Source organism: Klebsiella sp. P1927, from assembly GCF_018204675.1.
In the GTDB taxonomy this organism is placed as follows: Bacteria; Pseudomonadota; Gammaproteobacteria; order Enterobacterales; family Enterobacteriaceae; genus Klebsiella; species Klebsiella pneumoniae.
Genome location: NZ_CP073379.1, coordinates 54,284 through 75,956, shown reverse-complemented (window position 1 = coordinate 75,956; position 21,673 = coordinate 54,284). Strand labels below are relative to the sequence as shown.

Below are 21,673 nucleotides of genomic sequence, written 5' to 3'. Positions count from 1 at the left end.
CTAGAAACTCCTTCTTATAATGGAAAACACAGGAATGAAAAACAATAAACACATGGAAGCAATAATCTGACCCGTAAAGATCGCATCCAACAACATCGCCCCTCGCCACAAACTAATAAGCAGAGTGATAAATAATAAAACCACATGAAAGAAGACAATCAGGAACAGAATGAACGCTGAGAACTCCCCATCACTAACATCCACTTCCAGGCAGAAAAAATAAAAGACACACAAACTACAGATGATAAAGACACCATCATGTCGAATACTCTGAAAGAAATCAGGAGAAAACTCTCCGACCAGTCCATTGTACGTCAGCCTGACTCCCAGATAGATGAGCCAGTAGACTGGAGGGATAAACAAAAATCCATACTTTCTAAAAAACAGCATCATATCCATCCCCTGATTATTTGCTCATATCGTTCAGTGCGTTAAGTTGTTTTTCACGTACTGCTTTAATCTCTTCTTTATCCTTGCATTCGGACGCCATCTTTTTTGCGTCACCAAAAGTTAATGGCTCTGACGAAGTGCCAGTGTTAGTTTGAATTGCTAGAAGTAACACCTCACCTGCACAAGGTGTCTCATGAATAATACTTTGCAGTTGTTCTGGCGTGGCGGCCTGCTGATCTCGAAAATCTTCATACTGCACAAAAAAATATCCAGCTAACACAAGGAAAAGAAGAACCAAATAAACACCATATTGCAGATCAAAACATTTCAATTCTTGCCTTTCTTTTTCATCGGCATTTTTTATTAAATCCCGGGAGCGCTCTTCAATATCTTGTTGTCTTTCCATTGTTCCATCCCTACCTGTCAATCCAGTTTGTTAATCAGCATTTTATTTTGTTTTAGCTTTATATAACTCCCACTGATGGATATATACACCATACTGTCCCTGAGGCACATTAATGATGATGCCATCACAGTCCAGTTTATTAACAGGGCTGGTAAAAGCGCCTGTCGGCATGTTTACCTCAAGTGTCTTGCAGTCGTCTTTCCAGTGTCTACCTGCTTCAAGTTCATCCATCGAAAATGAGTGAATGGAGATAACGAACATCCCGGAAAACCCAACCACCGCTATAAGAGCACAGTATATGAATGTATCGCCTCTGTTAACTCGAAGATTGAATTTTTCAGGGATGGCAACCATTGCCAGCGCACCGACCACACCAATAACAAAAAGAATCAGGCATATACCGTTAAGCCATGCAACGTTATGTCCGAGTATATAGTACGCTTTCACTTTCTTATTCCTTATGCTGCATACTTTCAAATAACGTGAGATTGTTAATACTGACCATCGGTCTTACTATTCACCTGCCCCCATCCGTTCAAAGGAATAAATCAAGACATAAAACATATAAAAGATGACTGTGGCTGTAAAAAACCCCGTTATTACTGACAGCGTCAAATCAGGAGAACCGGCCCACATGTTTTTATCCATGAATACCATGAAAGAAAATAAAGCACTGAGACCTGTAAGCCCAAACAACATTAAAATACAGACAAACGTATCTCTTATAAAAACACCAATAATTACATAGCCGTAACCACAGATAATGATTGCCATTGCAAAAAACAGTCGTACAAAACCATCAAAACTTAACTGGTATTCAGCCATTTACCCACCCTCACTCAATGTTTCCATCACGCTGTTCAAAGGCTCGCGGGTTTTAATTTCAATGCACTCTCCCGTATTACTTCCGTAACCTCTGCCTCCACGTGCTTCGAGTACCCGTAGCATTTTTATGCAGACATCTGTATTAGGCATGGGAGTAATATCCCAAATTCCACCGCCACTACTCGGTGTCATCAGCACCAGAAAAATAAAGGCATGCATACTTTATTGCCTCTGTTTATATATTAACGAATGAATATTTATTTCATTGCCTCTGCGGTAGTTTCTTGCTTATCGCCACTTATCGCTCTGTCATAATCAGCCATACTGACATTTTCAATAACATCACCACACTGAAGTCGGTTTTGCGTGGGAGAGAATAAACCTTTATCAATATTCCTCTCCAGCAAGTGGCAGTCATGAGTCCAGTGGTGTGCTAGCGCTTCTGGTACAGGGTCATTACTGAAAGCAAACAGCAATAGATATACTGAAAAAGCAAGAGCAAGCAGCCATTTGAATAATTCATCCATCACGTTACTTACCCTCCGTGCTAAGTTTATTAACCTCTGCCTTATCTCTGTATCTCACATCCATAAACCGTGTTACGCCATCCGGACAAGACCAGCCATCTTTCGCTTTAGCCAGAAACCCTGCCTGCTGCGCTTCAAATGCGGAGATTCTGCAGTTTTTCAGCGTATAGATGACATCCTGTTTTCTGGTTTGAATCTGTTTATATGTTGACTCAGGCTCAAGAAAGCCAAAAACTTCTGTAATCGCGACGACAATACACATTATCAGAATGATTGACTTACCCCACCATGACACAAACAACCTCTGCAAAAAGAAAGACATTACTACGGCAGTGCCAACAATCAACATCAACATAAAAATATATGACGAATCTTCGCGCAAAAGCAGCCATAGATATTTTATTGAGTCAGTCATTTTTCAAATCCTTTCATTTTTCGTTATCGACGTTCATTTCACACGCTACCGCCCATCCCTTTCAACGCAGAGGGCACTCGTTATAATTCAGAAATGGAACACTACTGCAGCGCCAGCAATGGCGCTGTGAATCAATTAAGGCGAGGCTGTCCCCACGCCGATGGTTTTACGACAAAAAGAACCGTTGCCGGCTGGTGATATACATCATCTGAATCCACATACGGCGCTATCCACAATGACGTTGTCTCCTCCCCTTTTCTTAATGGCCGGGGATAATTACCTGGCGGTGTTGACGGTGACGTAAACGTTGACGCCACTACTGGTAAAGACATTTTCACTACCGGCAAAGACTGGAGCCTTTTCTCGGTTTCGAAATATATTGCCTCATTCTTTGCCGTTGGATTATTTAGGTACACTGCACGTGCTCGTTCTCTCTCCGCTGCCACTCTGGCCCGGTTCAGGTTGGGTTGAGGCGGCAACGGGAACGAATTAACTGACGTGGTTCTGAAATTACCCTCAGCCAGTTGTGGCAACCCGGCCGCAGCCGGCTTTGCATCACTGCGTACCTCCTTCAGCTTCGCTTTTTCATTTGCCTGCTCCATCGTCATACAGGTATCCGACGTCGTGGCATTACATTGAAATTCGGTCTCTGTGCCCGCACACCCGGTTAAGAGCAAAGCGCTGCCCAGAGGAATTAACAGCATTAATTCCTTCATGATATTTCTCGCTATTTATCGGTTATTTCTTCAGGTTCATCCTGATTTGGGTATTTTCCTTAATCGCCCGAACAAATTTATCCCCTTCATCCGGACTCATTTCATAGTAAACACGCTTAATCTGGCTGACATCAGATCGGGCTAGAATCAGCCCTGAAGAACCCGAACCAGCCTCTCCGACGACAACACCGTTTTTCCGTATGCTCCCCCTGCGGACAGGAGTCCGACGGAAAACCACAGCGATCCCGGTAAACACCACCGCCATCAGCAGCCAGAGCCAGAGAATATTATGCGTATAGCTCTGGTCGATATATGCTGCATACCCTGCCGCATCCGTACTGACGGTGGTGCAGTCTTCCTGTAAAACCGGAGGCAGTGGTGCGTTCACCGCATCACCATTGAGTTCTTTCGGCCCGGTGCAGTCCTGAATGACATATCCCTCCTGCTGCACAGACTCTACGGTTTTCACCAGCGTCTGGCCGAACGTGTACGGTCCCGTCCGGAACACCAGAACAACCAGTAACATCATCATGGCCAGCGGATAGACCACCGCATACTTAACCAGCCAGTGAGCCCAGCGCAGTGCTGACAGAACAGCAGTAATGAGAGACTTAGCCATTATTTTCCCCCTGCGGCGCTGCGCCCGGAGAGAACTCCCGCGGATCAAGTTTGCCCAGCTTCTTCAGCATCTCGTCAGTATTGAATCCGTTCATACCGCCGCCTGACTGATGATGTGCATCAGCCTGCGGTGCAGGCTCCGCCTCCTGATTCTGAGCCTGCTGTTGCCCGTTCTTTTCCGCTTCCAGCTCTTCAATCGTTTTCAGCTGAAAACCATCCTGAAAGACCACGGTGACTTCATTGCCGGCACCAATCGGAATGACCGGGTGATACTGCTCGGCCCTTTTGATGTAGTACTCGCTCAGCGTCTGTGCAGCTTTAGATGCACCACCGCCGACGCCCATTTTCAGAACATCACCGGCGCCAACAGATGCGGTTGCCCCCAGGCCAACTGCCGGCTGTGAAGCCCGTTCCATGCCCTGACCAATCCCGTCAACAAAACCGGCCCCCCATGCCCAGCCGAGGATTTTTCCGTTACGCATCACCACCTCTCCCTTAACCCCGTTTTTCCCCATAAATGACACGTGGCCGTTAATGGGCTGATCGATGGTTTTATCACCTTTGATACAGCTGATATTGCGGGTCCGGACAATGGCGCGCTCACTCGATACGTCGCCCCAGGCTTCAAGCCCCACAAAACACCCTGTCAGGTCGTAGGTTTTGCTGTTTGGCATTTCCACGCGACCGGTGATACGCAGCTGCATCGGTACAGTGGATTCATTCCCGGTAACAGACGCGTTGGCATCTGCCCCCTCGATAAGCATGCTTTTTGCAAAGCTCCCCGACGGAATGTACGGCAATGACTTCGCGTTCTTTCCTTTGTCGTAACTGAACGTTTTACGCTGTATCTGGTTTGGTACCGGCACAGACTGGTAGCTGACCTGCGGCGGCGGTGCCATACCATTCCCCGGATAGAATGCCGTCGGAGGCGGTACCGCGGCGCCGGTCTGCGGCGGATAACTGGCTGGTTGCGGCTCACCTTCCGGACCGGGTGGCGGTGACGGAGGAGTCGGCGCGGGCTCGCCACCAGAGACAGCCGGTTTCACGCCCAGCGCCTTCAGCTGATTCTGCATGGCTTCATTGTCACTGCTGAGTTTGTCGATACGTATCTGGTCAGCGGTTCGCGCCTTACTCAGCAGGTCCACTTCCCCCTGCAGGGAGTCAAAACGCTTGTTGAGATCAGCGGCAGTCGCCTGCATTTCTGTTGTCGCGTGCTGCTCCACCTTACTGTTGAAGCTGCTGTCGACCACCCCGGTCATATCCGGCGCGGGTTCGCCCTGAGCCGGGGCTTCCTCATCAGAGCTCATGTTCAGATCTGACAGATACAGCCCGCCTCCGACTGCTGCTGCGCCGCCCGCCAGAATGAGTCCCAGCCAGATATATTGCTTACGTTTGATCAGCGTGTTGAAGTTGGCCATCAGCGCTTCACTCCTTCATCTGACGTCGTGACCCAGATCTGCATGCGACCACCGGCAGTCAGCAGGCCCGCCGGGGTACTGAACATGACGGCACGTGTTCCGGGCTGCCAGAAATCGCTTTCACGCACCATACGGGGCGACAGGGAGACGTTATCCAGACTGTAACGGACGACTTTCAGGTGGTGGCCGACCCAGACCCTGTCGGCAGTGGCGCGCAGACCAGCCGGCGCCTGCAGCACTTCAGAGGTGACGGGGACAGACTGATACTCATCGGGTACGCTGCCCTGGCGCACGGCGCGATTCAGCGAAACCAGTAACGATTCATAGGGGTTCGACTCTTCCCAGGCTTTTGCCGGACCGGGGGTACCCGCCAGCTCGCTGACCAGCTGAATTGTCCGGCCTGAGCCCGCACGGGGCACGGCACGAATGGAGAAGTTCAGCCCGCGTTCGGTTTCCACAATGAAGGTGAATGGTTTTTTACTGACGGTCGCCAGAATGGCGCCGCCGCTGTCGGTCTGCTCCTGATTTGTCAGGCCGCCGTCCAGGCTGTTTATCGCCGTGATGCGATCGCCAGGTACTGTGAACAGATTCGGATCGGTGTTACTCACGGCAATATTTGCCTGACCGCCATTGGTCAGGGGAACCACTGTCGGCTCCAGCGTACCGCTGAGGGTCGCGGACATCGCAGGGGCGACCAACAGCAGACAGCCTGAAATAAATAACGGGTTAATTTTTTTCATTATTTATTTCTCCAAAACGCGCCAGCCAGCTGACACCATCGACACGACTGAACTGAATGACATAACTTTTAATTTCACTGTAGGGTTTGGAATCCCCAATCCACGTTTTCAGCTCACCCCGGATATCCACGCGGTTCTCTGCCGGCCAGGCACGCATCGACGTCATATAAAAGGTGGAATTAACGTTATTGTCTTTAATGCGTTTCGCATCTTCAGCCAGATGGACCTTGAGGCTGTTCTGCGAGGCAGGTAATACATACCGGAGTAGCTGCTGATGCTGGGCATCAACCGTTTCCGGCGTGACATTCAGACGCAGGGCAACAAAGGACAGGCCCAGCTGCTCAATATAAGAGGCGTCAGCCTGGTTCTGAGACACCGCAAAGGGTGCACGGAATAACATCGGTGTCACCGCCACTTTCTGTTCCGTCTGCAGACGGTAATTATTTATGCCCTGGATAATATTGGTTGCAAGACTGAGGGTCAGGAGTGTCCCCAGACTGATAAATCCCACAGCGATAACGCGGGTGGTATTTTGTCTGGCACCATGTTCCATATGTTATTTCCCCGTTGATTTATTTAATCCACTGCCGGAAACAGGAGTCCGGAACATCATGAAAGAAACCTTTAAGAAGGGAGGTTGGCAGATACCAGTAAATCAGGTCGCGTAGCCAGGAACTGCCCCGCCCTTTTTTCAGTTTCTTGATACCCCAGAAAACCAGTACCGCTGAAGCTATGCCAAAAATGAACTTGCTGGTCCAGAAACCCCAGCCGAGACAAATCACGGCCGGGATAAGTTCATCGAGATATAAGCCAAACCAGCGGGACTGGTTAGTCAGTGTTTCCGGGAAACGGTATCGCTTTAATTCGTCTCCCGTCATCACGTGCTTCCTGTCAGTAACCGGCGACCGACATACCGATGGTTATAAAGGTGGAAATAATCGCGAAGCCAAACAGGAACTTCACGTTTTTGGTCATCATGTACATGATGCCACCGGCGACGACTTCTGCCAGAACCACCCATTTGACTACGCTGGATTGCTTACCAAACGTGCCTTTAACGGTCGCATCCCCGGACTTCATCAGGTCGGTTGCCGTGGTGGTGGCCATCGCAGCATCCGGGAAGAACGCCGCCACAGCAGCAACCGGCAGCGCAACTTTAGCGACTTTCAGGGCTTTCTTTTTATTGAAAACGCGGGACATAAAAGACGGTTTGGTTTTTTCAGAGACAGCAGAGCCCTGAACACTTAATACAGCATTCATATTTATTTCCTTTAAAAAGAATGGTTGATATATAAAACAGATTTTTGACTATGATGTTAAATCACTCTTCCTTTTCACCTCCTGGTACGGCTAGTTCCGAGTTATAAAAGTCCGGAAAACGTTCTAGATGATCTTTCAGTCTCAAATAAGCTTCAGCTGTTTTACTTCTTCTGCTTCTGTCTTTTGCTTTGATGAGTCGACGATTAGTTTCTTCATCTAATTTTAAAAGCACATTTTTTCCAGGCGCAGGTCGTGCGTTGCTCCTAATCGCTCTTTCCAATCGACCTCCAAAGTAAGATTACCAACCTTTAATAAATCTTACATTGGAGGATTTAAAAGTAAACAAACTAAGGAGAAATCTTGAGTAAATTATTTTCACAAATCAAAAGTACCGACGGTACTATTGATTTAACAAAAAATTAACACCATCGTTTAATATCGAAACCACATTCGATATAAACTTTCCATAACTTAGAGTATAGATCGATGACATTATGATATAGTCACGATTATCAAAGCTCAGTTCCTTTTTTATTTTACTAACTGTATTTTTTGAGGTTTGCACCCCAACACCTGTAATCTTCGAAATAGATGCATGAGAAAACCCAACCGCATACAGATTAAAGATAGCCCAGTCAGACTTTGCTGAGCGCTGAATTCTTTCGATATATCTTTGCATCTTTATAGAAAAGTCATTGTATTCCATTGAAGGATGAGGCATCGGTTCATCTTCATTTATAAAAACCCATTTACTGTATGTATCTTCATTAATCGAGAACGTTTCAATAAAAACAGTCCAAAGTGAACCTGCCAACCAAATATTTTTAACAAGTACAGCGGAACCTTCTGAAAACGATTTCAGTTCTGACTGCATCAGTTCCAGTTTGATCTCCAGGGAGAGATCCAGAAACCAGCTTCCAGGTGCTCTGGGTGTATCAAATGCTCCAGTTCCACCAGATGTTAAGAAAATTTTGTCAAAGGTTGGGCTGGTGTGAATTACTTCGCCCCGGGAATCACGAATAAAAGCAGGGCAAGATGAAATATTAAGCATCTCGCGCATAGAATGAATGGAATCTGTTTGACTGCGCACAGCAATATGACTACGATCCTTCGCACACATAGGCGCCTCCTGGAAAGGACACTATGGATAGTTGACGTTCGGGGGGACTAGCCCCGGACGTCAACGCTTCAACAAATTTTATTACAACCCTGTAAGTATTCTATATTCCTTATTCTTCCATGTCACTTTTTAAAGCTAGATCATTATTCTTTTTTTACTACTGAATTAATTACAAACCACCATAAACACACACCAGTTCTTACTCTTCTTCCTGCTCGGGGAAGAAGTGAGAAATAACATCTTTTGCATCTTCTCGAATGTTACTCACCATGCTGCGGAACTCGAATCGTTCATCACCTGTAACATGAGGGCTTAGAGAGCCAATAGCCAAAAGTTTGGATACGGTAAACTGAGTCTTCATGACATTCTCAAGCAAAATCTTATTAAACTCAGTTTGGTTAAACCCTGAATCTTTTCTTTCCATTTGAGCCTCATAAACCCTAAGCCCTAATTCAAGGAGCATCGAAGCGACACTTGAAAAACTGACATCCTTTTCCTTTGCCCCTTCAGCCCTTCGCTTTTCCACTATTGCATTAATTTTCTCTGCAACTTCATCACTAGCATAAGCTTGTACCCTGGCCATATCGGTTCCTTTATTAAAAACAGCATCAAGCAAGTTATTATGGCGAGAAGATAACGCGAGTTTACCTTCTTTACAACTCTAAACTTAAGTCTAGAGTCTAAGAAAGTTGCATTACGAGTCACATGGCGACTTAAGTCTAGAGTTAAGTCGCTTTAAATATATGATTATAAAAGAGTGAGTCATAAACGAGTCGCTATAGACTTACCGACGACTTACTACTGACTCGCCGGCAACTCACATATATATAAAGAAAAATAACATAATGTAATATAACTACAGTTAAGCCACTGAAGCTAAAGTGAAATCTGCAAAATTTTAATTTTGCGTAGTGTGTGGTCATTTTGTGGTGAGGAGTGCATATATGTTGAGTCTCGGTCTTGGATGGGTTAAGGTTATTCCGGGATTTGGCACGGAGGGGAATTCATGAAGGGAGCAGCGTTTGGTATCATCCTGTCTTTAATACCATTGTCATCAATGGCAGCAGACTGCTTTGATATGGCTGGCAGGGATTACAAAATTGATCCGGATCTCCTGCGTGCTATATCATGGCAAGAATCACGATTTAAAATTGATGCGATTGGTCGTAATCCTGTTACGGGTTATGGATCAGGCTTGATGCAAATTGACTCGCAGCATTTCAACGAACTGTCGCGATATGGAATAAAACCGGATCATCTTCTTAGCGATGCTTGTCTTAACATCTACACCGGAGCCTATTATCTGGCTCAGGCGTTTAAAAAGTGGGGCGTTTCGTGGGATGCAGTCGGGGCATACAATGCAGGCTTCAAAAAGACCCCGCGCCAGGCAGCAAGACGTTACGAGTATGCGAAGAAGATCCATTACTACTACACGGCTATCAAAGCAAGCAAACGAACTTCTTCTAAAGATCAGAAAATCGCCATGAACTAAAAAGCCTTCTGATATAAGAAGGCTTGAATTTCTTAAAAATCTACGGCATCTATACCTGGATAATAATCGGCATCACTATCAAAATGAAAAAGCAGATACCCGCCCTCCCGGTGCATTAGTATGAGATTTTTGCGTAAAAATTTTGACACCCCACCTCTTTTTAGCGCCAGAAGATGGCGTTTGAAATCATACATCCTTATAACACAACCATAAGGTGTATCATGTATCCACTCTAAGTAACTATCGCAAGTTAGATAATTGGTTGTTGATGAAAGCACCTGAAGAACTCTGATATCACCTTCTTCCATATGTGAAATACTGATACAGACAGCTTTAAATTCAAACATAAGTATTCCCACCATCAAAACGCCGGACAGCTGCCCGGCGCTTATAATTAGCCTTTAAGAGTGCGGAATTTCTCCGCAATTAACCACAATGCCTTATTGAGTTTGACATCACCATCAATTGCTTTTACTGGCCGGGTTGTTGTTCTTTTCCCTTTTTCAGTTCGGCCAGGCAAACCGCCTTTAATCAGATTTTCCTGGACCCTTTGATATGTAGTCCAGATGTCATCTTTTTTATCTTCATAACGGCGCGGATGAATTATCTGTTCAATACTGACCGGAGATTTATTTTCATCTTCATATCGGTAGGTTAATGCAGCTTGTCCAAACAGACGCTGTTCTTCCTTGGTTAAGGTAATAGACTTCATGACATCAACGCCTTCAGTTATTTTATCGAAAATTCCCAAAACTTCGTAAGCACCTTCGATAACCCTTCCCACAATATCACCTTTATGAGGTACACGAATCTCACCAAACGACGTACCGCACACAAGGCCATTTGTGCATACAAAACGGAACATACCCGGGATCATTTGATAACTGGACGATCCATCATGCGAGTTAAGAAGAATGATTTCGGGTACTTCTGTTCCTTTATTGGCCCCTTCACGGCGAAGTCTTACCATATGCTTAGTATGCCCCCGTTTATCCTCATCCCTTACTCGTGACTGACAGGCAAAAAATGGCTGGAAACCTTCTTCACGTAATTTATCCAGCAGTGTAATGGTTGGAATATAGGTATAGCGATCACTACGTGAATTATGCTTTTCTTCTGAAAACACAGAAGGTACAACCTTGACCAATTCATCGTTAGTCAGTGGGCGTTCCTGACGAATGGAATGAGTAAGTCCAAATCGGGATGCTAAACGCATATTATTCTCCTTCACCTGTTTAATTTTTTAACCATCACCCGTTGAGTTGCCGGGGCCGCGGTTTTGACTTTGTGCGGGGACCTGCTGAACCTGCCCCTGGATATAACCTTCACCCGTTTGAGAGCCGTTCGCCGCAAGGGCGTAAACGAGCACGGCCCGGTGCAGATGTCCGGGGGTGAGCGGGAAATTTTTTTCGGTCTAATGAAGCGCAGCGGAATGGCCGGGAAAAATTTATTGCGAAAGGCTCTGCCGTCCCCTGGACAGCAAGACGGGTTGTGCTTGTCTCAGCCCCGGCGAATGGACTCAAACGGGTGATACGGGTACCAGGGGAAAGGAGCAGGCACCCGCCGCAACGACGAAGAGCGCGGGCGCGAAACGGCGTTGCCCCGCAGAGTGCCGGCAGTCCTTCGCCGGCACGGTGAAAGCGGCGCGGCCGGAACGGCCGCAGCAAGCGCTGCCGTTGACTTTGACCTCAGACATCAGACACTAGCCGTCAGGCCCGAAAGCGCGTAGCGGGTTCGGCGGAGCCCGGCGGGTGCGAAGCAGCTGCCCTGGCGGAGTGTGGCTCGACGACCGGACAGCGCAGCTGGCCGGGAGCCGAAGGTGTCCAGTGTGGGTATGCTTTTAAAGCCTTTAAGGTTTAAAAAGAGGCATCACAGCAGGGAGAAGGAGAGGAAGCAGGCAAACAGCAGGCAGCAAACAGGGAAGACGCGGAAAGGAAATGCGGGCGGCGCGTCAGCGCGGCCCGGTTTTCCCGGCGCCGCAGGCGCGCGGTCTTTCGAGGCGCGGCCAGACGGGGACAGGTGCCCCGCCGGCTTAACGTGTCATCAGACGGTTATTCTGAGAATGGCGGTCGCTACCTGGGTATACGTGAATGTTCCCCGTGGCAACGGCTCCCAGACGTCCGCCAGGGACTCCAGCGCCTTTTGCTGACGCGGCCCGTCCAGACATATGCCCGTCAGAATCCCGCCAGGCTCAAGCAGAGTTAATGCCCGCCGGATATGCCGGATATCATCACCGCGATTAAACGGCGGATTCATGATAATTCGTGTATACCGGCGCTCCGGATGATATTCGAGAAAATCTCCGCACCAGATCCGGACCTCCGGGAAATGAGCCTGCAGGTGACGGGCTAACCCGGCGTGCAGCTCCACGGCGTCACACTTCGCCCGGGGGACTGCATCCCTGATCGCCTGCAGTATGGCGCCCGTTCCGGCACTGGGTTCCAGAATGCGATCGGTTTCCCGGACATCAGCCAGCTCAACTAACCGGCGACATTCCGGGGAGGGGGTGACAAAAAGTTGCGAGCTACCCCGAATTTCAGCGACAGGGGCGCGCCCTTCCAGTTTGACCCGCATCGCCTGAATACGGTGTTTAAGGTCATGATGCATGAATGTACTCCCTGACCTCCCCGGCAAGATGCCGGGGAGCCTTCCTGCTATTTTTTCGGAATTTCAACGGTTTTCATGTCTGTGATATACACATTCACGAGCGTACAACCGTGCGTCATGCACCGGCGGAAGCGGTAGGCGCCGTGTGTTTCGGTTTCTGCAGCACCCCGCACGCCTTTATAATCAGCGGGTAATTTCGCCCACTCGGCTTTTGTCATTTCCCGGAACCCTTCCCCCGGATAATTGACGATCGGTGGGCGCTTCGCCGCTTTCTTCGCGTCGCTGGCTTCCTCCGCTGTCGGGGCTTTGTAGTCCGTGATACGGTCGGGCGTGAGTTTCATCGTGCCGCTGTAGCCCAGAAAGCGATAACCGGGCGTTTCGACTGAACTCACCTCCCCCTTACTCCGGTTAACCCGGAGAATGGTTAACCATTCTCCCCGGCTCAGTACCTGCCCGCCTGGTTCAAATTCCTGTGTTCGGGTGACAACGCCACCGTTTTCATTGAGCATCGCGCGTTCGTAGGCCAGGCGGTTCTGGTAATGATTAACCCAGCGCTGTTGGTGGTTAATCGTGCGCTCATGACAGCGGATCGCAATATCACGCGCCTGTTCAAAAGTAATGATCTCCTCCGACAGGGCAGAATGGAGAGACATCGAGCCCTCATACTGGCTTTTCTCTGCCGGGCGGGGGTATTTGTCGAGCGTGAAGCAGGCATGAATATGATCATAATTACTGACCAGTAACGCCATTTTCAGATCGAGCGTCTGCGCACGCCACATCGTCATATACTTTTCAGACCGGGCAATGTGCTTTTGGGACTTGCGTAATTCCGCCTCGATTTTTTTGATACGGCGGTAACGCACATCCGGACGCTCCTTGTATTTTGCGTGCCGCAGAGAGGCCTGCGCGCGCTGTTCCCAGTATTCCGCACGCTCGAACAGCATCACGGCACGTTTCATGCCGCTCTCAATTTTCTGCGCATGCCGGCGCGCGCGGCGCTCGCTGTGGTGGCCTACCAGGATCGGCTGTCCCAGCGGGACAGCCGATGCCAGCGAATCAACATGCGCAAGCGCCTGCTCCGATTCAACCGCCCGCCGGTCACTGTAGTCACTGAACCGCCCGGCGCGCTGCTCCTGGCGATCAAACAGGGTGCTGTCCTCGTCCTCGATATCACCGGCGAGCGAAAGCAGGACATCCTCCCGCCCCGGCGTCCAGGCTGGCGCCACAAAGAGTTTCTGTTTGGGCGCCCAGCGAAAGCCTGCTTTGTTGATCAGGGAATACGTTTCTTCATCGAGCCGTAATGATGCGTAAAGTCGCAATTTATTATCATCGGGTGAATAGGTTGCCCGGTAAGTCTGGCTGACGGTATTTTCCGTCATGATCTGTGCGGTAGTCGGTGTCATTGTGTTTTCTCCTTCCTGCAGTTGCCGCCCCTCGCGGGGCGGCTCACCTCATCAGTTAAATGCGCGTTTCAGTTCCAGCGTGCGGAGTACCTGCCCGAGGGCGGTATTTTTCATCGCGGGGATGTGGACACCGCGCCCTTTGCGGTGACTTCTGGCGATATGACGCCCGAAAGCTCTGAGAGCGGGATCAATCTCCGGTGCGGTGATATCTGCGCGCAGAATGCGCGAATGACGACGGGGCTTTACAGCGCCTGCGGAAGGTGAAAAAATAGAAACGATCATAAAGTTGACTCCTTATGGTAGTTAACGAAGCCGGAAAAACCGTTCGTGCGATTTTTACGGCGTGGGAGAAGCAGGGTTTACCCTGCTTTTTTCATACCTGCGGTTTGCTTCCCGCCTCTTCTTCCTCCTTCTGAACCTGATCGGTAATGTCTTCCGGTGCGCCCAGAAACCAGCCTTTGACGGGTTCACAGCGTTCAATAAACGCTTTTATCGCCCGTTTTCCGGTCGTGGCCTGCACCCGGGTAAACATCGGCAGATTGCCGCTGGCATTGCTTCCCAGAAATGCGATCCGATACGTTCGCAATGAAGGATCCTGCATTTTTCTTTTTCCTGATTTTTAAAGAACATCACCCGTTGAGTTGCCGGGGCCGCGGTTTTGACTTTGTGCGGGGACCTGCTGAACCTGCCCCCTGGTATTAACTTCACCCGTTTGAGAGCCGTTCGCCGCAAGGGCGTAAACGAGCACGGGCGACGGCAGCTGTCCAGGGCGCGGTTTACCGCGTGCCATTTACCCTGGACGGATGATGGCGACTGTGCTTGTCTCAGCCCCGGCGAATGGACTCAAACGGGTGATACGGCGCCAGGGGGAAGGAGCAGGCACCCGCCGCAACGACGAAGAGCGCGGGCGCGAAACGGCGTTGCCCTGCAGAGTGCCGGCAGCTTTATCGCCGGCACGGTGAAAGCGGCGCGGCCGGAACGGTCGCAGCAAGCGCTGCCGTTGACCTTGACTTCAGACATCAGACACTAGCCGCCAGGCCCGAAACCGCGTAGCGGGTTCGGCGGAGTTTACCGCGTCTTTTCGCGGTTAGCGGAGTGTGGCTCGACGACTGGACAGCGCAGCTGGCCGGGAGCCGAAGGTGTCCAGTGCGGGTGTGCTTTTAAAGCCTTTAAGGGTTAAAAAGAGACATCACAGCAGGAAGAAGAAGAGAAAGCAGACAGACAGCAGGGAGCAAGCCGGAAACGTAAAGATGCAGGCTGGAGAGAATATGTTTTTCATGCCGCCGGAAAGAAGCCATGATAAACCGGCGGCATACCAGACGGGGCGTCAGGAACGGAGCTTATTTTCCTTCCTGAACTGCGCAACGCTATACCAGATTGAAGCCAGGAAAGCGAAAACGGTGATCAGGACACGAAATTCGTCACCCGGCTCTTTCCCCTTCAGCATCAGCGTTATGATGATGCCGGCAACGATAATCCACGCAATACCACTCCAGAGGCGCAGCTTATCCGCCACGACATTAATCAGAACAAAAGCAACGGCCAGGATAGCCCCCCACAGAGCCGGAACAGGCTGAAACGGAATAAAAAACAGGTTAATACCGGTTAAAAGCGTCACGGCAGCAAACATCAGAGACATACGCACAGATTACCCTCCCTGGACACACTGAGTAAGAAAATCAATTCTGCTGATCATCGCCCGGTTTATTATATTCGGGTGCATTTGCGCGCGGCAGCTGCTGACTGTTCAGTCGATGTACGCGGAACCGTTCATGGAAATATTCGCGCAGGTGTTCAGGCTGTTCCCGTTCAACAAGTTCCGGCATGACGGGCTTGTTCATGCGCTCCTGCCAGGCAACATCAGCAGCCACCTTATCGACGGCAACTTTGTCCTGCTCCTCCTTTGAAAAAGAGGCAATATTCCACTGCGACATACGCAAAATCAGCAAAAGAAGAAAAGGTACGCAGATATTACGCTCTTAATCCTTAACTGGCGACCTGTTGAGGTGAGGCCAGTACGCAGCGCCGCAGGTGTGGCGAACCGCCTCACTGGCAGGCGAAGCCTGCCAGGATTTTCGCGCGGCCGCACCGATCTGCGAAGCCGGGTAAGCTCCTCACAGATCGTGCCGTCTCTGACCTTAAACGGGGCGTCGGGCGCCCCGATATAGTATCAGTCCAGAGCCGCGTAAATAGCAGCGCATTCGTCATGAGAGTCAATGAAATTCCACAGCTGCGATTCCCGCAGCATCAGGTGGCGTGTCAGGGCAGCATCACCGCGTTCATGGTGCAGCCAGATACGGCGGTTGATCGCCAGCGCCGTAATGATAACTCCGGCCGCATCCGCGCTGACGGACCGATCAAACCAGTTATCCGGGTTAGTCAGATGGAAACGGTCACCGTCAGGCATCATGTAGCCGCCGCCCTCCGGAATACGGATGAAATGCCAGAAGCCTCCGCAGTAATCGGTGATGTGTTTCTCAGCGAGCGCATAGACCTGCATCTCTCCGGCCAGAAAATCGTTACCAAACAGATCCGGCAGGAACGAGAGACGGTCGGACTCCTCTACATTCAGCATGGTTTGACGGGCATGATACATAGCAACCTCCACAGGTTCATAAGATTGCGGCACCGGGTTGTGCCGTGCCGACACGACAGCCCGGCGGAAAGCGGAAGATGCAAGGGCGACACCGGAGGCCGCAGCGCAGATAAAGCACGAAGCTGGTCTGGACGGTTTTAGAGCGAACCTGAGCGAGAAAACGACGGGAAGAACGGCGAGCTTCCTAAAAAAACTGCGACCGGGCGAGGATGGCGGCGCCAGCGAACCCTTGCATCTGCAGCGGCCGGGCTAAAGTGAAGGCACGGCACTACCCGAAGCGATGCAGGAGATACAACATGAGGTCCCCTGTCGCGGTTTACGAGCGCAGGGAGAAAAGCAGAAGCTGGCATCGCGACGCGATGGCTGCGTATAAAGGCCGCAGACCGGAGGGAGGGGGCCGGACAAAGCGGAGCCGGCGGCAAAGACAAGCCGGCGACGTCCTTATCCGGTGTTGATGGCATGGCGCCAGTTTATCAGCTGCCCGTCACCAGGCGGCCCGGGAGACCTCTCGTTCTGAGCTTATCGGCGATCTGGTTTATCACTGGCCACGGAGATACCAATGTACATACCGCTTCCCCAGATAATCTGAGAGAGCACAAATAGCCACTGAGGGACGTCAACAATCAACAGCGGAAGAAGAGCAACCGTCACGATTAAAATCAGGCGGCTACCGAATTGCCGGCGCACCGGTTCAGCGGCGTCAACCGGGACGCCTGCATATCGCAGAACCTGCCTTAAACCCGTATTCATAATCACTCCACTCAGAATAAATGCACTGTACGTCAGTATATTACATTTTATTAGATAACGATTCTCCGGACTGGCAGCGATCCTTCTGAAATTTCCCTGTTTTTGCAGGAACAGCAAATGGTTACAGACAACGGCAACAAGATGACTTGAAAAAAAACGGCCTCCGCAAAATAATGTCGCGGTAGGGATACCCGTTACCGGGTACCCCCCGCACAGATCCCGGCGTGCGCTATTCACGCACCGGGCTCCTGCCTTGGGTGTCTGGCGGTGAACCGCTCCACAGGCCATGGATGCAGAACCCGAACCTTCGGCAGCCATACGGCTGCCAGTCTGTTTGCTTTCGTCCATGTCGTATCATCCTGCTGGCTCCTGCGCCTCAGCGCCCGTCGCCAGAGGTCTGTTACGTATATCCTGAACTTCCGCATCATGGGATAGTTGCCCGGGACTGAGTGGTAGTTCAGGTATCCCTGAACCACTATCCTGAGCCATTTTCCCTGTTCGGGGATTGAGTAATGCCAGCGCTTTCGTAGTCCGTCCTTGATCGCTTTCAGTGTCGCCGTCATCCTGTCCCGGCGTGTCTTTCGTATCAGCATGAACCTGCCACTACGATCTTTCCCACTGATATGCGTGAACCCGAGGAAGTTGAACGTTTCTGGTTTACCTTTTCCCCTGCTGGCGCGGTTTTCGGCTGCGAAGCGGCCGAACTCCGTCAGTCGGGTTTTCTTCGGATGTACCGCGAGTCCGAACTCCTTCAGTCTGCGCTGCATGGCTATACGAAAGCATTGAGCGTCGATTCGCTTGTCGAACCCGATGACTATGTCATCTGCGTATCTGACCATGACCACATTGCCTGTGGCATGGCGGCGTCGCCACTGATGCGCCCACAGATCGAAGACATAGTGGAGGTAGATGTTTGCCAGCAGCGGCGAGATAACCGCACCCTGTGGGGTGCCTTCCTCCGATGCCCGCCATTCTCCTTCCTCCGATGCCCGCCATTCTCCTTCCTCCGATGCCCGCCATTCTCCTTCCTCTGAGGTCCCGGCTGTGAGCCACTTTCGTATGAGCCTGATTACCCTCTGGTCGCCGATTCTGTGTTCTATGAACCTGATTAGCCATTCATGGCTTACCTTGTCGAAGAACTGACTGATATCGGCATCCAGTACCCAGTTTACATTGGTCCGAACCAGCCCTGTGGCCAGTGCGTCCAGCGCATTGTGCTGGCTTCGCCCGGGTCTGAACCCGTATGAAAACCCCATAAAGTCATTTTCGTAGACTGCATTCAGGATCTTAACCAGCGCATACTGGACGATTTTGTCCTCCAGTGAGGCGATGCCGAGCGGGCGCTGTTTTCCATCCGCTTTCGGGATGTAGTGCCGCCTGCCGGGCTGAGCCCTGTAACTACCCTGATGAAGCCTCCGGTGCAGATCTGCTATGTTGACCTTCAGGTTTTCGGCGTAGTCCTTCCACCTGACACCATCAACTCCGGCAGCCGCTTTCCTGCTCAGGGAGAGGAATGCGTTCTCCAGTGCCTCTGCTGTCAGGAGGTGGAACAATGCGGTAAACCGTTCTTTCTTCCGCTGCTTCGCAGCTTCCCGCACGCGTGACAGCCTCTGTGACATACTTTCCCGGCTCTGCGTCCGGCGCATGTGTGGCTGTTCCGCGTTTCCCTTGGCCCCGCTCCTTCGCTCCACTGACTCCGCTCCTTGCGGATTGTTCGCCAGATTCGCAGCTACTATGAGCGAGTCCGACTTCTCCTCTCCGTACATCACCGGCTTCGGCTCCTCGCCTTCCCGGTGCGGGCCATCTCCGGCACTGGCAGATGGTCAGAGGGGAGATCTCCCGGTTCCCGCGTAAAGATCGTATTGACATGCCAGGGTCTCAGACCCCGCCGGGTCCATATGGCACTCGCAGTAACGCACCCTATGATGTTGCCTTCCGTAAACAGTACAACGTCGGCACCCGGGAATTTAATATACATTTCGTGGCTCAATGGCTGGCCTGTCAACACCCCTGTCAACGCTTCGCCCCATACCTCACGGTATACAACGCATGACTCGGGGACCCTGTGGATTGCTGGTCCTTCAATGGTCGGGGACTTTCACCCCTTGATCTTTACCGGTCTCCCGGCGCACACTGTATATATATACAGCCTTAAGCGAGGGAAAAAACGATGAAGTTCATTCCTGCAGTATCAGAAGCCAGCATAGTAAAAATTCCTTTGTTCACAGAGCGATGCCCTGCGGGTTTTCCGTCACCGGCAGCAGACTACACTGAGTCTGAACTGGATCTGAATGAGTACTGCATTCACCGGCGCCACTCCACCTATTTTGTCAGGGCGATTGGCAACTCAATGACTGATATTGGCCTCTATTCCGGCGATCTGTTGGTCGTGGATAAAGCAGAACAGCCGCGGCACGGGGATATTGTTATCGCGGAAATTGAGGGTGAATTTACGGTAAAACGCCTGCTTCTGACGCCGCGGCCAGCCCTGCAGGCGATGAACCCGGACTTCCCTTCCCTGTACCCGGATCCGGAAACGCTGCAAATTTTCGGCGTGGTGACAGCCTTCATTCATAAAACCCGGAGGGCAGACTGATGTTCGCCCTGGCTGACGTCAACTCCTTCTACGCCAGTTGCGAGAAGGTTTTCAGGCCGGATTTGCGCGGCAAACCTGTCGTCGTTCTCAGTAACAACGATGGCTGCGTTATTGCCCGGAGTGCTGAAGCCAAACTGCTGGGTATAAAGATGGGAACCCCCTGGTTCCAGCTCAAAGAGGCGCAGTTTCCTGAAAAATTGTACGTTTTTTCCAGCAACTACGAGCTCTACGCGAGCCTGAGTAACCGTGTGGTCGCCCTGCTGGAAGAGCTGTCGCCCCGCGTCGAACAATACTCAATTGACGAATGTTTCCTGGATGCCCGGGGAATTGGCCACTGTATGGATCTGGAGGATTTTGGCAGGCAGCTGCGTGGGCATGTTCTCAGTGGAACCGGACTGACGATCGGTGTCGGCTTCGGCGCCACAAAAACACTGGCCAAATCGGCGCAGTGGGCGTCAAAGGAATGGCCACAATTCAGGGGGGTGCTGGCGCTGTCGCCCGATAATCCACGCAGAACGGCAAAATTACTCAGCCTGCAGCCGGTGGAAGAAATCTGGGGCGTGGGGAACCGGATAGCGAAAAAGCTGCACGTTATGGGGATCACCACCGCCCTACAGCTGTCGCTGACGAACCCTACATTTATCCGGAAAAACTTCAACGTAGTGCTGGAGCGCACGGTACGTGAGCTGAACGGCGAGAGTTGCATTTCACTGGAGGAAGCGCCGCCGCCGAAACAGCAGATTGTCTGCAGTCGCAGCTTCGGGCAGCGGATCACCACCTACGAAGAAATGCGCCAGGCCGTCTGCCAGTATGCCGAGCGCGCGGCGGAAAAGTTGCGCGGTGAGCGACAGTACTGCCGGCATATCAGCACCTTCATCAAGACATCCCCTTTTGCGGTTAATGAGCCGTATTACGGTAACGTGGCCACGGAAAAACTGCACACCCCTACCCGTGACACCCGGGACATTATCGCGGCTGCGGTCAGGTCTCTGGACAGGATCTGGCTCGATGGCCACCGCTACGCAAAAGCGGGGATAATGCTCAATGATTTCAGTCCGAACGGCGTCGCGCAGCTGAATCTGTTCGATGACGTGCAGCCACGGCCGCACAGCGATGCGCTGATGAAGGTACTCGACGGCATTAATCATTCCGGACTCGGGAAAGTCTGGTTTGCCGGACGGGGTATTGCGCCGGACTGGCAGATGAAACGGGAGATGCTGTCACCGGCATATACCACCCGCTGGAAGGAGCTGCCGGTTGCCCGTTTCTGACCGTCGAAATGACAGACGGGACTTGCCGCAAGAGCTTACTTTACCGATCATACAGATGACTTGTCTCAGGGGGGGACCATGACAAATATCATTCTGTGTGATGTGACTGCCAGCATCAGCGAACTTAAAAACGATCCGGTGGCCACCGCCAGTGCCGGCGGCGGCTACCCGGTCGCGATTATTGACCGCAACCGCCCTGTTTTTTATTGTGTGCCCGCGGCTCTGTATGAACAAATGCTCGATGAGCTGGACGAAAAAGACCTAGTGCAAATGATAACAGAACGTCAAAACCAGCCGCTGCGTGAAGTGGATCTCAATCAGTATCTGTGATGTGCTCCGGTGCGAGGAGCAAGGAATGTATTAAGCCTATGTTACCCACTCGATGATCAATGCTGTCTTAAAACACTATAAAATCAATAAAATAGAATTATATCTGCATGTCGATACCATACAAAATACCATGGTAAGAAAACTTGGAGACTGTACTGATCGTGTCGCCCGACGCAAAACGCTTTTAGACTGA

32 protein-coding genes are annotated in these 21,673 nt (G+C 51.0%); 4 read left to right on the top strand and 28 right to left on the bottom strand.

Annotation, left to right across the window (positions count from 1 at the left end; translation table 11 throughout):
* From KB892_RS29170 to traM, 17 genes are all read right to left on the bottom strand, one after another.
* Positions 1-399 (bottom strand): hypothetical protein, encoded by a 399-nt coding sequence (locus tag KB892_RS29170; RefSeq protein ID WP_015632505.1) that lies wholly within the window; start codon positions 397-399, stop codon positions 1-3.
* A gap of 7 nt (positions 400-406) precedes the next feature.
* A complete protein-coding gene (locus tag KB892_RS29165) occupies positions 407-796 on the bottom strand; it encodes a hypothetical protein (RefSeq protein ID WP_015632504.1) in 390 nt (129 codons plus the stop codon).
* Positions 797-838: 42 nt separating this feature from the next.
* A complete protein-coding gene (locus tag KB892_RS29160; RefSeq protein WP_032433941.1) occupies positions 839-1,243 on the bottom strand; it encodes a hypothetical protein in 405 nt (134 codons plus the stop codon).
* Between the two features lie 66 nt (positions 1,244-1,309).
* Positions 1,310-1,621: a hypothetical protein gene (locus KB892_RS29155; RefSeq protein ID WP_015632502.1), complete on the bottom strand. Its 312-nt coding sequence runs from the start codon at positions 1,619-1,621 to the stop codon at positions 1,310-1,312.
* Complete coding sequence (locus tag KB892_RS29150; protein ID WP_004171484.1) at positions 1,622-1,840, bottom strand: hypothetical protein; 219 nt, start codon at positions 1,838-1,840, stop codon at positions 1,622-1,624.
* Positions 1,841-1,878: 38 nt separating this feature from the next.
* Positions 1,879-2,148, bottom strand: a complete 270-nt coding sequence (locus KB892_RS29145) for a hypothetical protein (protein WP_032433956.1) — start codon at positions 2,146-2,148, stop codon at positions 1,879-1,881.
* Between the two features lie 4 nt (positions 2,149-2,152).
* Positions 2,153-2,563, bottom strand: a complete 411-nt coding sequence (locus KB892_RS29140; RefSeq protein ID WP_015632501.1) for a hypothetical protein — start codon at positions 2,561-2,563, stop codon at positions 2,153-2,155.
* A 131-nt stretch (positions 2,564-2,694) separates the two neighbouring features.
* Entirely contained in the window at positions 2,695-3,279 is a 585-nt protein-coding gene (gene traV / locus KB892_RS29135; RefSeq protein WP_014386196.1) for a type IV conjugative transfer system lipoprotein TraV, read from the bottom strand.
* A gap of 22 nt (positions 3,280-3,301) precedes the next feature.
* Entirely contained in the window at positions 3,302-3,898 is a 597-nt protein-coding gene (traP, locus tag KB892_RS29130; RefSeq protein ID WP_047670043.1) for a conjugal transfer pilus-stabilizing protein TraP, read from the bottom strand.
* Positions 3,891-5,315, bottom strand: coding sequence for an F-type conjugal transfer pilus assembly protein TraB (traB, locus tag KB892_RS29125; RefSeq protein WP_015632498.1), 1,425 nt, complete (start codon positions 5,313-5,315; stop codon positions 3,891-3,893). The genes traP and traB overlap by 8 nt, the downstream gene beginning before the upstream one ends.
* Positions 5,315-6,055: a type-F conjugative transfer system secretin TraK gene (traK, locus tag KB892_RS29120; RefSeq protein ID WP_047670045.1), complete on the bottom strand. Its 741-nt coding sequence runs from the start codon at positions 6,053-6,055 to the stop codon at positions 5,315-5,317. The genes traB and traK overlap by 1 nt, the downstream gene beginning before the upstream one ends.
* Positions 6,042-6,608: a type IV conjugative transfer system protein TraE gene (traE, locus tag KB892_RS29115; RefSeq protein WP_016831035.1), complete on the bottom strand. Its 567-nt coding sequence runs from the start codon at positions 6,606-6,608 to the stop codon at positions 6,042-6,044. Before traE ends, traK begins: the two co-directional genes overlap by 14 nt.
* 19 nt (positions 6,609-6,627) lie before the next feature.
* On the bottom strand, positions 6,628-6,933 hold the full coding sequence (gene traL, locus KB892_RS29110; protein WP_004144424.1) for a type IV conjugative transfer system protein TraL: 306 nt from the start codon (positions 6,931-6,933) through the stop codon (positions 6,628-6,630).
* Between the two features lie 13 nt (positions 6,934-6,946).
* Positions 6,947-7,315 carry a type IV conjugative transfer system pilin TraA gene (traA, locus tag KB892_RS29105; protein ID WP_004194426.1) on the bottom strand — a complete coding sequence of 123 codons (369 nt, stop codon included), beginning with the start codon at positions 7,313-7,315 and terminating at the stop codon, positions 6,947-6,949.
* A gap of 61 nt (positions 7,316-7,376) precedes the next feature.
* Positions 7,377-7,547: a TraY domain-containing protein gene (locus tag KB892_RS29100; RefSeq protein ID WP_004144426.1), complete on the bottom strand. Its 171-nt coding sequence runs from the start codon at positions 7,545-7,547 to the stop codon at positions 7,377-7,379.
* A 168-nt stretch (positions 7,548-7,715) separates the two neighbouring features.
* Positions 7,716-8,435, bottom strand: coding sequence for a conjugal transfer protein TrbJ (locus KB892_RS29095; RefSeq protein ID WP_016831034.1), 720 nt, complete (start codon positions 8,433-8,435; stop codon positions 7,716-7,718).
* Between the two features lie 199 nt (positions 8,436-8,634).
* Positions 8,635-9,051 (bottom strand): conjugal transfer relaxosome DNA-binding protein TraM, encoded by a 417-nt coding sequence (gene traM / locus KB892_RS29090; protein WP_072145360.1) that lies wholly within the window; start codon positions 9,049-9,051, stop codon positions 8,635-8,637.
* Positions 9,052-9,441: 390 nt separating this feature from the next.
* Between traM and KB892_RS29085 the strand changes: the two genes are divergently transcribed.
* Positions 9,442-9,927, top strand: a complete 486-nt coding sequence (locus KB892_RS29085; RefSeq protein WP_004178063.1) for a transglycosylase SLT domain-containing protein — start codon at positions 9,442-9,444, stop codon at positions 9,925-9,927.
* A 32-nt stretch (positions 9,928-9,959) separates the two neighbouring features.
* On the opposite strand, the gene KB892_RS29080 is transcribed toward KB892_RS29085, so the two are convergent.
* From KB892_RS29080 to KB892_RS29030, 11 genes are all read right to left on the bottom strand, one after another.
* Positions 9,960-10,289: a DUF5983 family protein gene (locus KB892_RS29080; RefSeq protein ID WP_011977736.1), complete on the bottom strand. Its 330-nt coding sequence runs from the start codon at positions 10,287-10,289 to the stop codon at positions 9,960-9,962.
* A gap of 32 nt (positions 10,290-10,321) precedes the next feature.
* Complete coding sequence (locus KB892_RS29075; RefSeq protein WP_004182076.1) at positions 10,322-11,143, bottom strand: DUF932 domain-containing protein; 822 nt, start codon at positions 11,141-11,143, stop codon at positions 10,322-10,324.
* Between the two features lie 827 nt (positions 11,144-11,970).
* Positions 11,971-12,534: a methyltransferase gene (locus KB892_RS29070; protein ID WP_004182054.1), complete on the bottom strand. Its 564-nt coding sequence runs from the start codon at positions 12,532-12,534 to the stop codon at positions 11,971-11,973.
* A gap of 47 nt (positions 12,535-12,581) precedes the next feature.
* Positions 12,582-13,937 (bottom strand): DUF3560 domain-containing protein, encoded by a 1,356-nt coding sequence (locus tag KB892_RS29065; protein WP_004182052.1) that lies wholly within the window; start codon positions 13,935-13,937, stop codon positions 12,582-12,584.
* Between the two features lie 51 nt (positions 13,938-13,988).
* Positions 13,989-14,219 carry a CCDC81 family HU domain 1-containing protein gene (locus KB892_RS29060; RefSeq protein ID WP_001568051.1) on the bottom strand — a complete coding sequence of 77 codons (231 nt, stop codon included), beginning with the start codon at positions 14,217-14,219 and terminating at the stop codon, positions 13,989-13,991.
* A gap of 91 nt (positions 14,220-14,310) precedes the next feature.
* Positions 14,311-14,538, bottom strand: coding sequence for a hypothetical protein (locus tag KB892_RS29055; RefSeq protein ID WP_004182050.1), 228 nt, complete (start codon positions 14,536-14,538; stop codon positions 14,311-14,313).
* Between the two features lie 726 nt (positions 14,539-15,264).
* On the bottom strand, positions 15,265-15,582 hold the full coding sequence (locus tag KB892_RS29050; RefSeq protein WP_004118473.1) for a hypothetical protein: 318 nt from the start codon (positions 15,580-15,582) through the stop codon (positions 15,265-15,267).
* A 34-nt stretch (positions 15,583-15,616) separates the two neighbouring features.
* On the bottom strand, positions 15,617-15,871 hold the full coding sequence (locus KB892_RS29045) for a DNA polymerase III subunit theta (RefSeq protein WP_004152754.1): 255 nt from the start codon (positions 15,869-15,871) through the stop codon (positions 15,617-15,619).
* Between the two features lie 236 nt (positions 15,872-16,107).
* A complete protein-coding gene (locus KB892_RS29040; RefSeq protein WP_004118478.1) occupies positions 16,108-16,533 on the bottom strand; it encodes an antirestriction protein in 426 nt (141 codons plus the stop codon).
* A gap of 519 nt (positions 16,534-17,052) precedes the next feature.
* On the bottom strand, positions 17,053-17,283 hold the full coding sequence (locus KB892_RS29035; RefSeq protein WP_004118481.1) for a hypothetical protein: 231 nt from the start codon (positions 17,281-17,283) through the stop codon (positions 17,053-17,055).
* 233 nt (positions 17,284-17,516) lie between these two features.
* Entirely contained in the window at positions 17,517-19,052 is a 1,536-nt protein-coding gene (locus KB892_RS29030) for a group II intron reverse transcriptase/maturase (RefSeq protein ID WP_161400820.1), read from the bottom strand.
* Between the two features lie 401 nt (positions 19,053-19,453).
* On the opposite strand from KB892_RS29030, the gene umuD reads away from it, so the two are divergent.
* The 3 genes from umuD to KB892_RS29015 all read left to right on the top strand — a co-directional run bounded on the left by umuD (position 19,454) and on the right by KB892_RS29015 (position 21,480).
* Positions 19,454-19,879, top strand: coding sequence for a translesion error-prone DNA polymerase V autoproteolytic subunit (umuD, locus tag KB892_RS29025; protein WP_004182047.1), 426 nt, complete (start codon positions 19,454-19,456; stop codon positions 19,877-19,879).
* A complete protein-coding gene (locus tag KB892_RS29020) occupies positions 19,879-21,150 on the top strand; it encodes a Y-family DNA polymerase (RefSeq protein ID WP_023157784.1) in 1,272 nt (423 codons plus the stop codon). Before umuD ends, KB892_RS29020 begins: the two co-directional genes overlap by 1 nt.
* Positions 21,151-21,228: 78 nt before the next feature.
* The gene (locus KB892_RS29015; protein ID WP_004182043.1) at positions 21,229-21,480 is read left to right on the top strand and encodes a type II toxin-antitoxin system Phd/YefM family antitoxin; all 252 of its coding nucleotides are present in this window, start codon (positions 21,229-21,231) and stop codon (positions 21,478-21,480) included.
* The last annotated feature ends 193 nt before the right edge of the window (positions 21,481-21,673 follow it).

What these genes read in the sequence shown, in the direction of transcription:
- KB892_RS29085 (WP_004178063.1), top strand. Translation starts at nt 9,442, where the DNA reads ATGAAGGGAGCAGCGTTTGGTATCATCCTGTCTTTAATACCATTGTCA.
- KB892_RS29015 (WP_004182043.1), top strand. Translation starts at nt 21,229, where the DNA reads ATGACAAATATCATTCTGTGTGATGTGACTGCCAGCATCAGCGAACTT.
- KB892_RS29095 (WP_016831034.1), bottom strand. Translation starts at nt 8,435, where the DNA reads ATGTGTGCGAAGGATCGTAGTCATATTGCTGTGCGCAGTCAAACAGAT.
- traE (WP_016831035.1), bottom strand. Translation starts at nt 6,608, where the DNA reads ATGGAACATGGTGCCAGACAAAATACCACCCGCGTTATCGCTGTGGGA.
- traA (WP_004194426.1), bottom strand. Translation starts at nt 7,315, where the DNA reads ATGAATGCTGTATTAAGTGTTCAGGGCTCTGCTGTCTCTGAAAAAACC.
- KB892_RS29045 (WP_004152754.1), bottom strand. Translation starts at nt 15,871, where the DNA reads ATGTCGCAGTGGAATATTGCCTCTTTTTCAAAGGAGGAGCAGGACAAA.
- KB892_RS29150 (WP_004171484.1), bottom strand. Translation starts at nt 1,840, where the DNA reads ATGCATGCCTTTATTTTTCTGGTGCTGATGACACCGAGTAGTGGCGGT.
- KB892_RS29055 (WP_004182050.1), bottom strand. Translation starts at nt 14,538, where the DNA reads ATGCAGGATCCTTCATTGCGAACGTATCGGATCGCATTTCTGGGAAGC.
- traB (WP_015632498.1), bottom strand. Translation starts at nt 5,315, where the DNA reads ATGGCCAACTTCAACACGCTGATCAAACGTAAGCAATATATCTGGCTG.
- KB892_RS29170 (WP_015632505.1), bottom strand. Translation starts at nt 399, where the DNA reads ATGGATATGATGCTGTTTTTTAGAAAGTATGGATTTTTGTTTATCCCT.
- traV (WP_014386196.1), bottom strand. Translation starts at nt 3,279, where the DNA reads ATGAAGGAATTAATGCTGTTAATTCCTCTGGGCAGCGCTTTGCTCTTA.
- KB892_RS29145 (WP_032433956.1), bottom strand. Translation starts at nt 2,148, where the DNA reads ATGGATGAATTATTCAAATGGCTGCTTGCTCTTGCTTTTTCAGTATAT.
- KB892_RS29040 (WP_004118478.1), bottom strand. Translation starts at nt 16,533, where the DNA reads ATGTATCATGCCCGTCAAACCATGCTGAATGTAGAGGAGTCCGACCGT.
- KB892_RS29165 (WP_015632504.1), bottom strand. Translation starts at nt 796, where the DNA reads ATGGAAAGACAACAAGATATTGAAGAGCGCTCCCGGGATTTAATAAAA.
- KB892_RS29080 (WP_011977736.1), bottom strand. Translation starts at nt 10,289, where the DNA reads ATGGTGGGAATACTTATGTTTGAATTTAAAGCTGTCTGTATCAGTATT.
- KB892_RS29060 (WP_001568051.1), bottom strand. Translation starts at nt 14,219, where the DNA reads ATGATCGTTTCTATTTTTTCACCTTCCGCAGGCGCTGTAAAGCCCCGT.
- KB892_RS29140 (WP_015632501.1), bottom strand. Translation starts at nt 2,563, where the DNA reads ATGACTGACTCAATAAAATATCTATGGCTGCTTTTGCGCGAAGATTCG.
- traP (WP_047670043.1), bottom strand. Translation starts at nt 3,898, where the DNA reads ATGGCTAAGTCTCTCATTACTGCTGTTCTGTCAGCACTGCGCTGGGCT.
- traK (WP_047670045.1), bottom strand. Translation starts at nt 6,055, where the DNA reads ATGAAAAAAATTAACCCGTTATTTATTTCAGGCTGTCTGCTGTTGGTC.
- KB892_RS29065 (WP_004182052.1), bottom strand. Translation starts at nt 13,937, where the DNA reads ATGACACCGACTACCGCACAGATCATGACGGAAAATACCGTCAGCCAG.
- traL (WP_004144424.1), bottom strand. Translation starts at nt 6,933, where the DNA reads ATGACGGGAGACGAATTAAAGCGATACCGTTTCCCGGAAACACTGACT.
- KB892_RS29020 (WP_023157784.1), top strand. Translation starts at nt 19,879, where the DNA reads ATGTTCGCCCTGGCTGACGTCAACTCCTTCTACGCCAGTTGCGAGAAG.
- umuD (WP_004182047.1), top strand. Translation starts at nt 19,454, where the DNA reads ATGAAGTTCATTCCTGCAGTATCAGAAGCCAGCATAGTAAAAATTCCT.
- KB892_RS29075 (WP_004182076.1), bottom strand. Translation starts at nt 11,143, where the DNA reads ATGCGTTTAGCATCCCGATTTGGACTTACTCATTCCATTCGTCAGGAA.
- KB892_RS29070 (WP_004182054.1), bottom strand. Translation starts at nt 12,534, where the DNA reads ATGCATCATGACCTTAAACACCGTATTCAGGCGATGCGGGTCAAACTG.
- KB892_RS29035 (WP_004118481.1), bottom strand. Translation starts at nt 17,283, where the DNA reads ATGAATACGGGTTTAAGGCAGGTTCTGCGATATGCAGGCGTCCCGGTT.
- KB892_RS29155 (WP_015632502.1), bottom strand. Translation starts at nt 1,621, where the DNA reads ATGGCTGAATACCAGTTAAGTTTTGATGGTTTTGTACGACTGTTTTTT.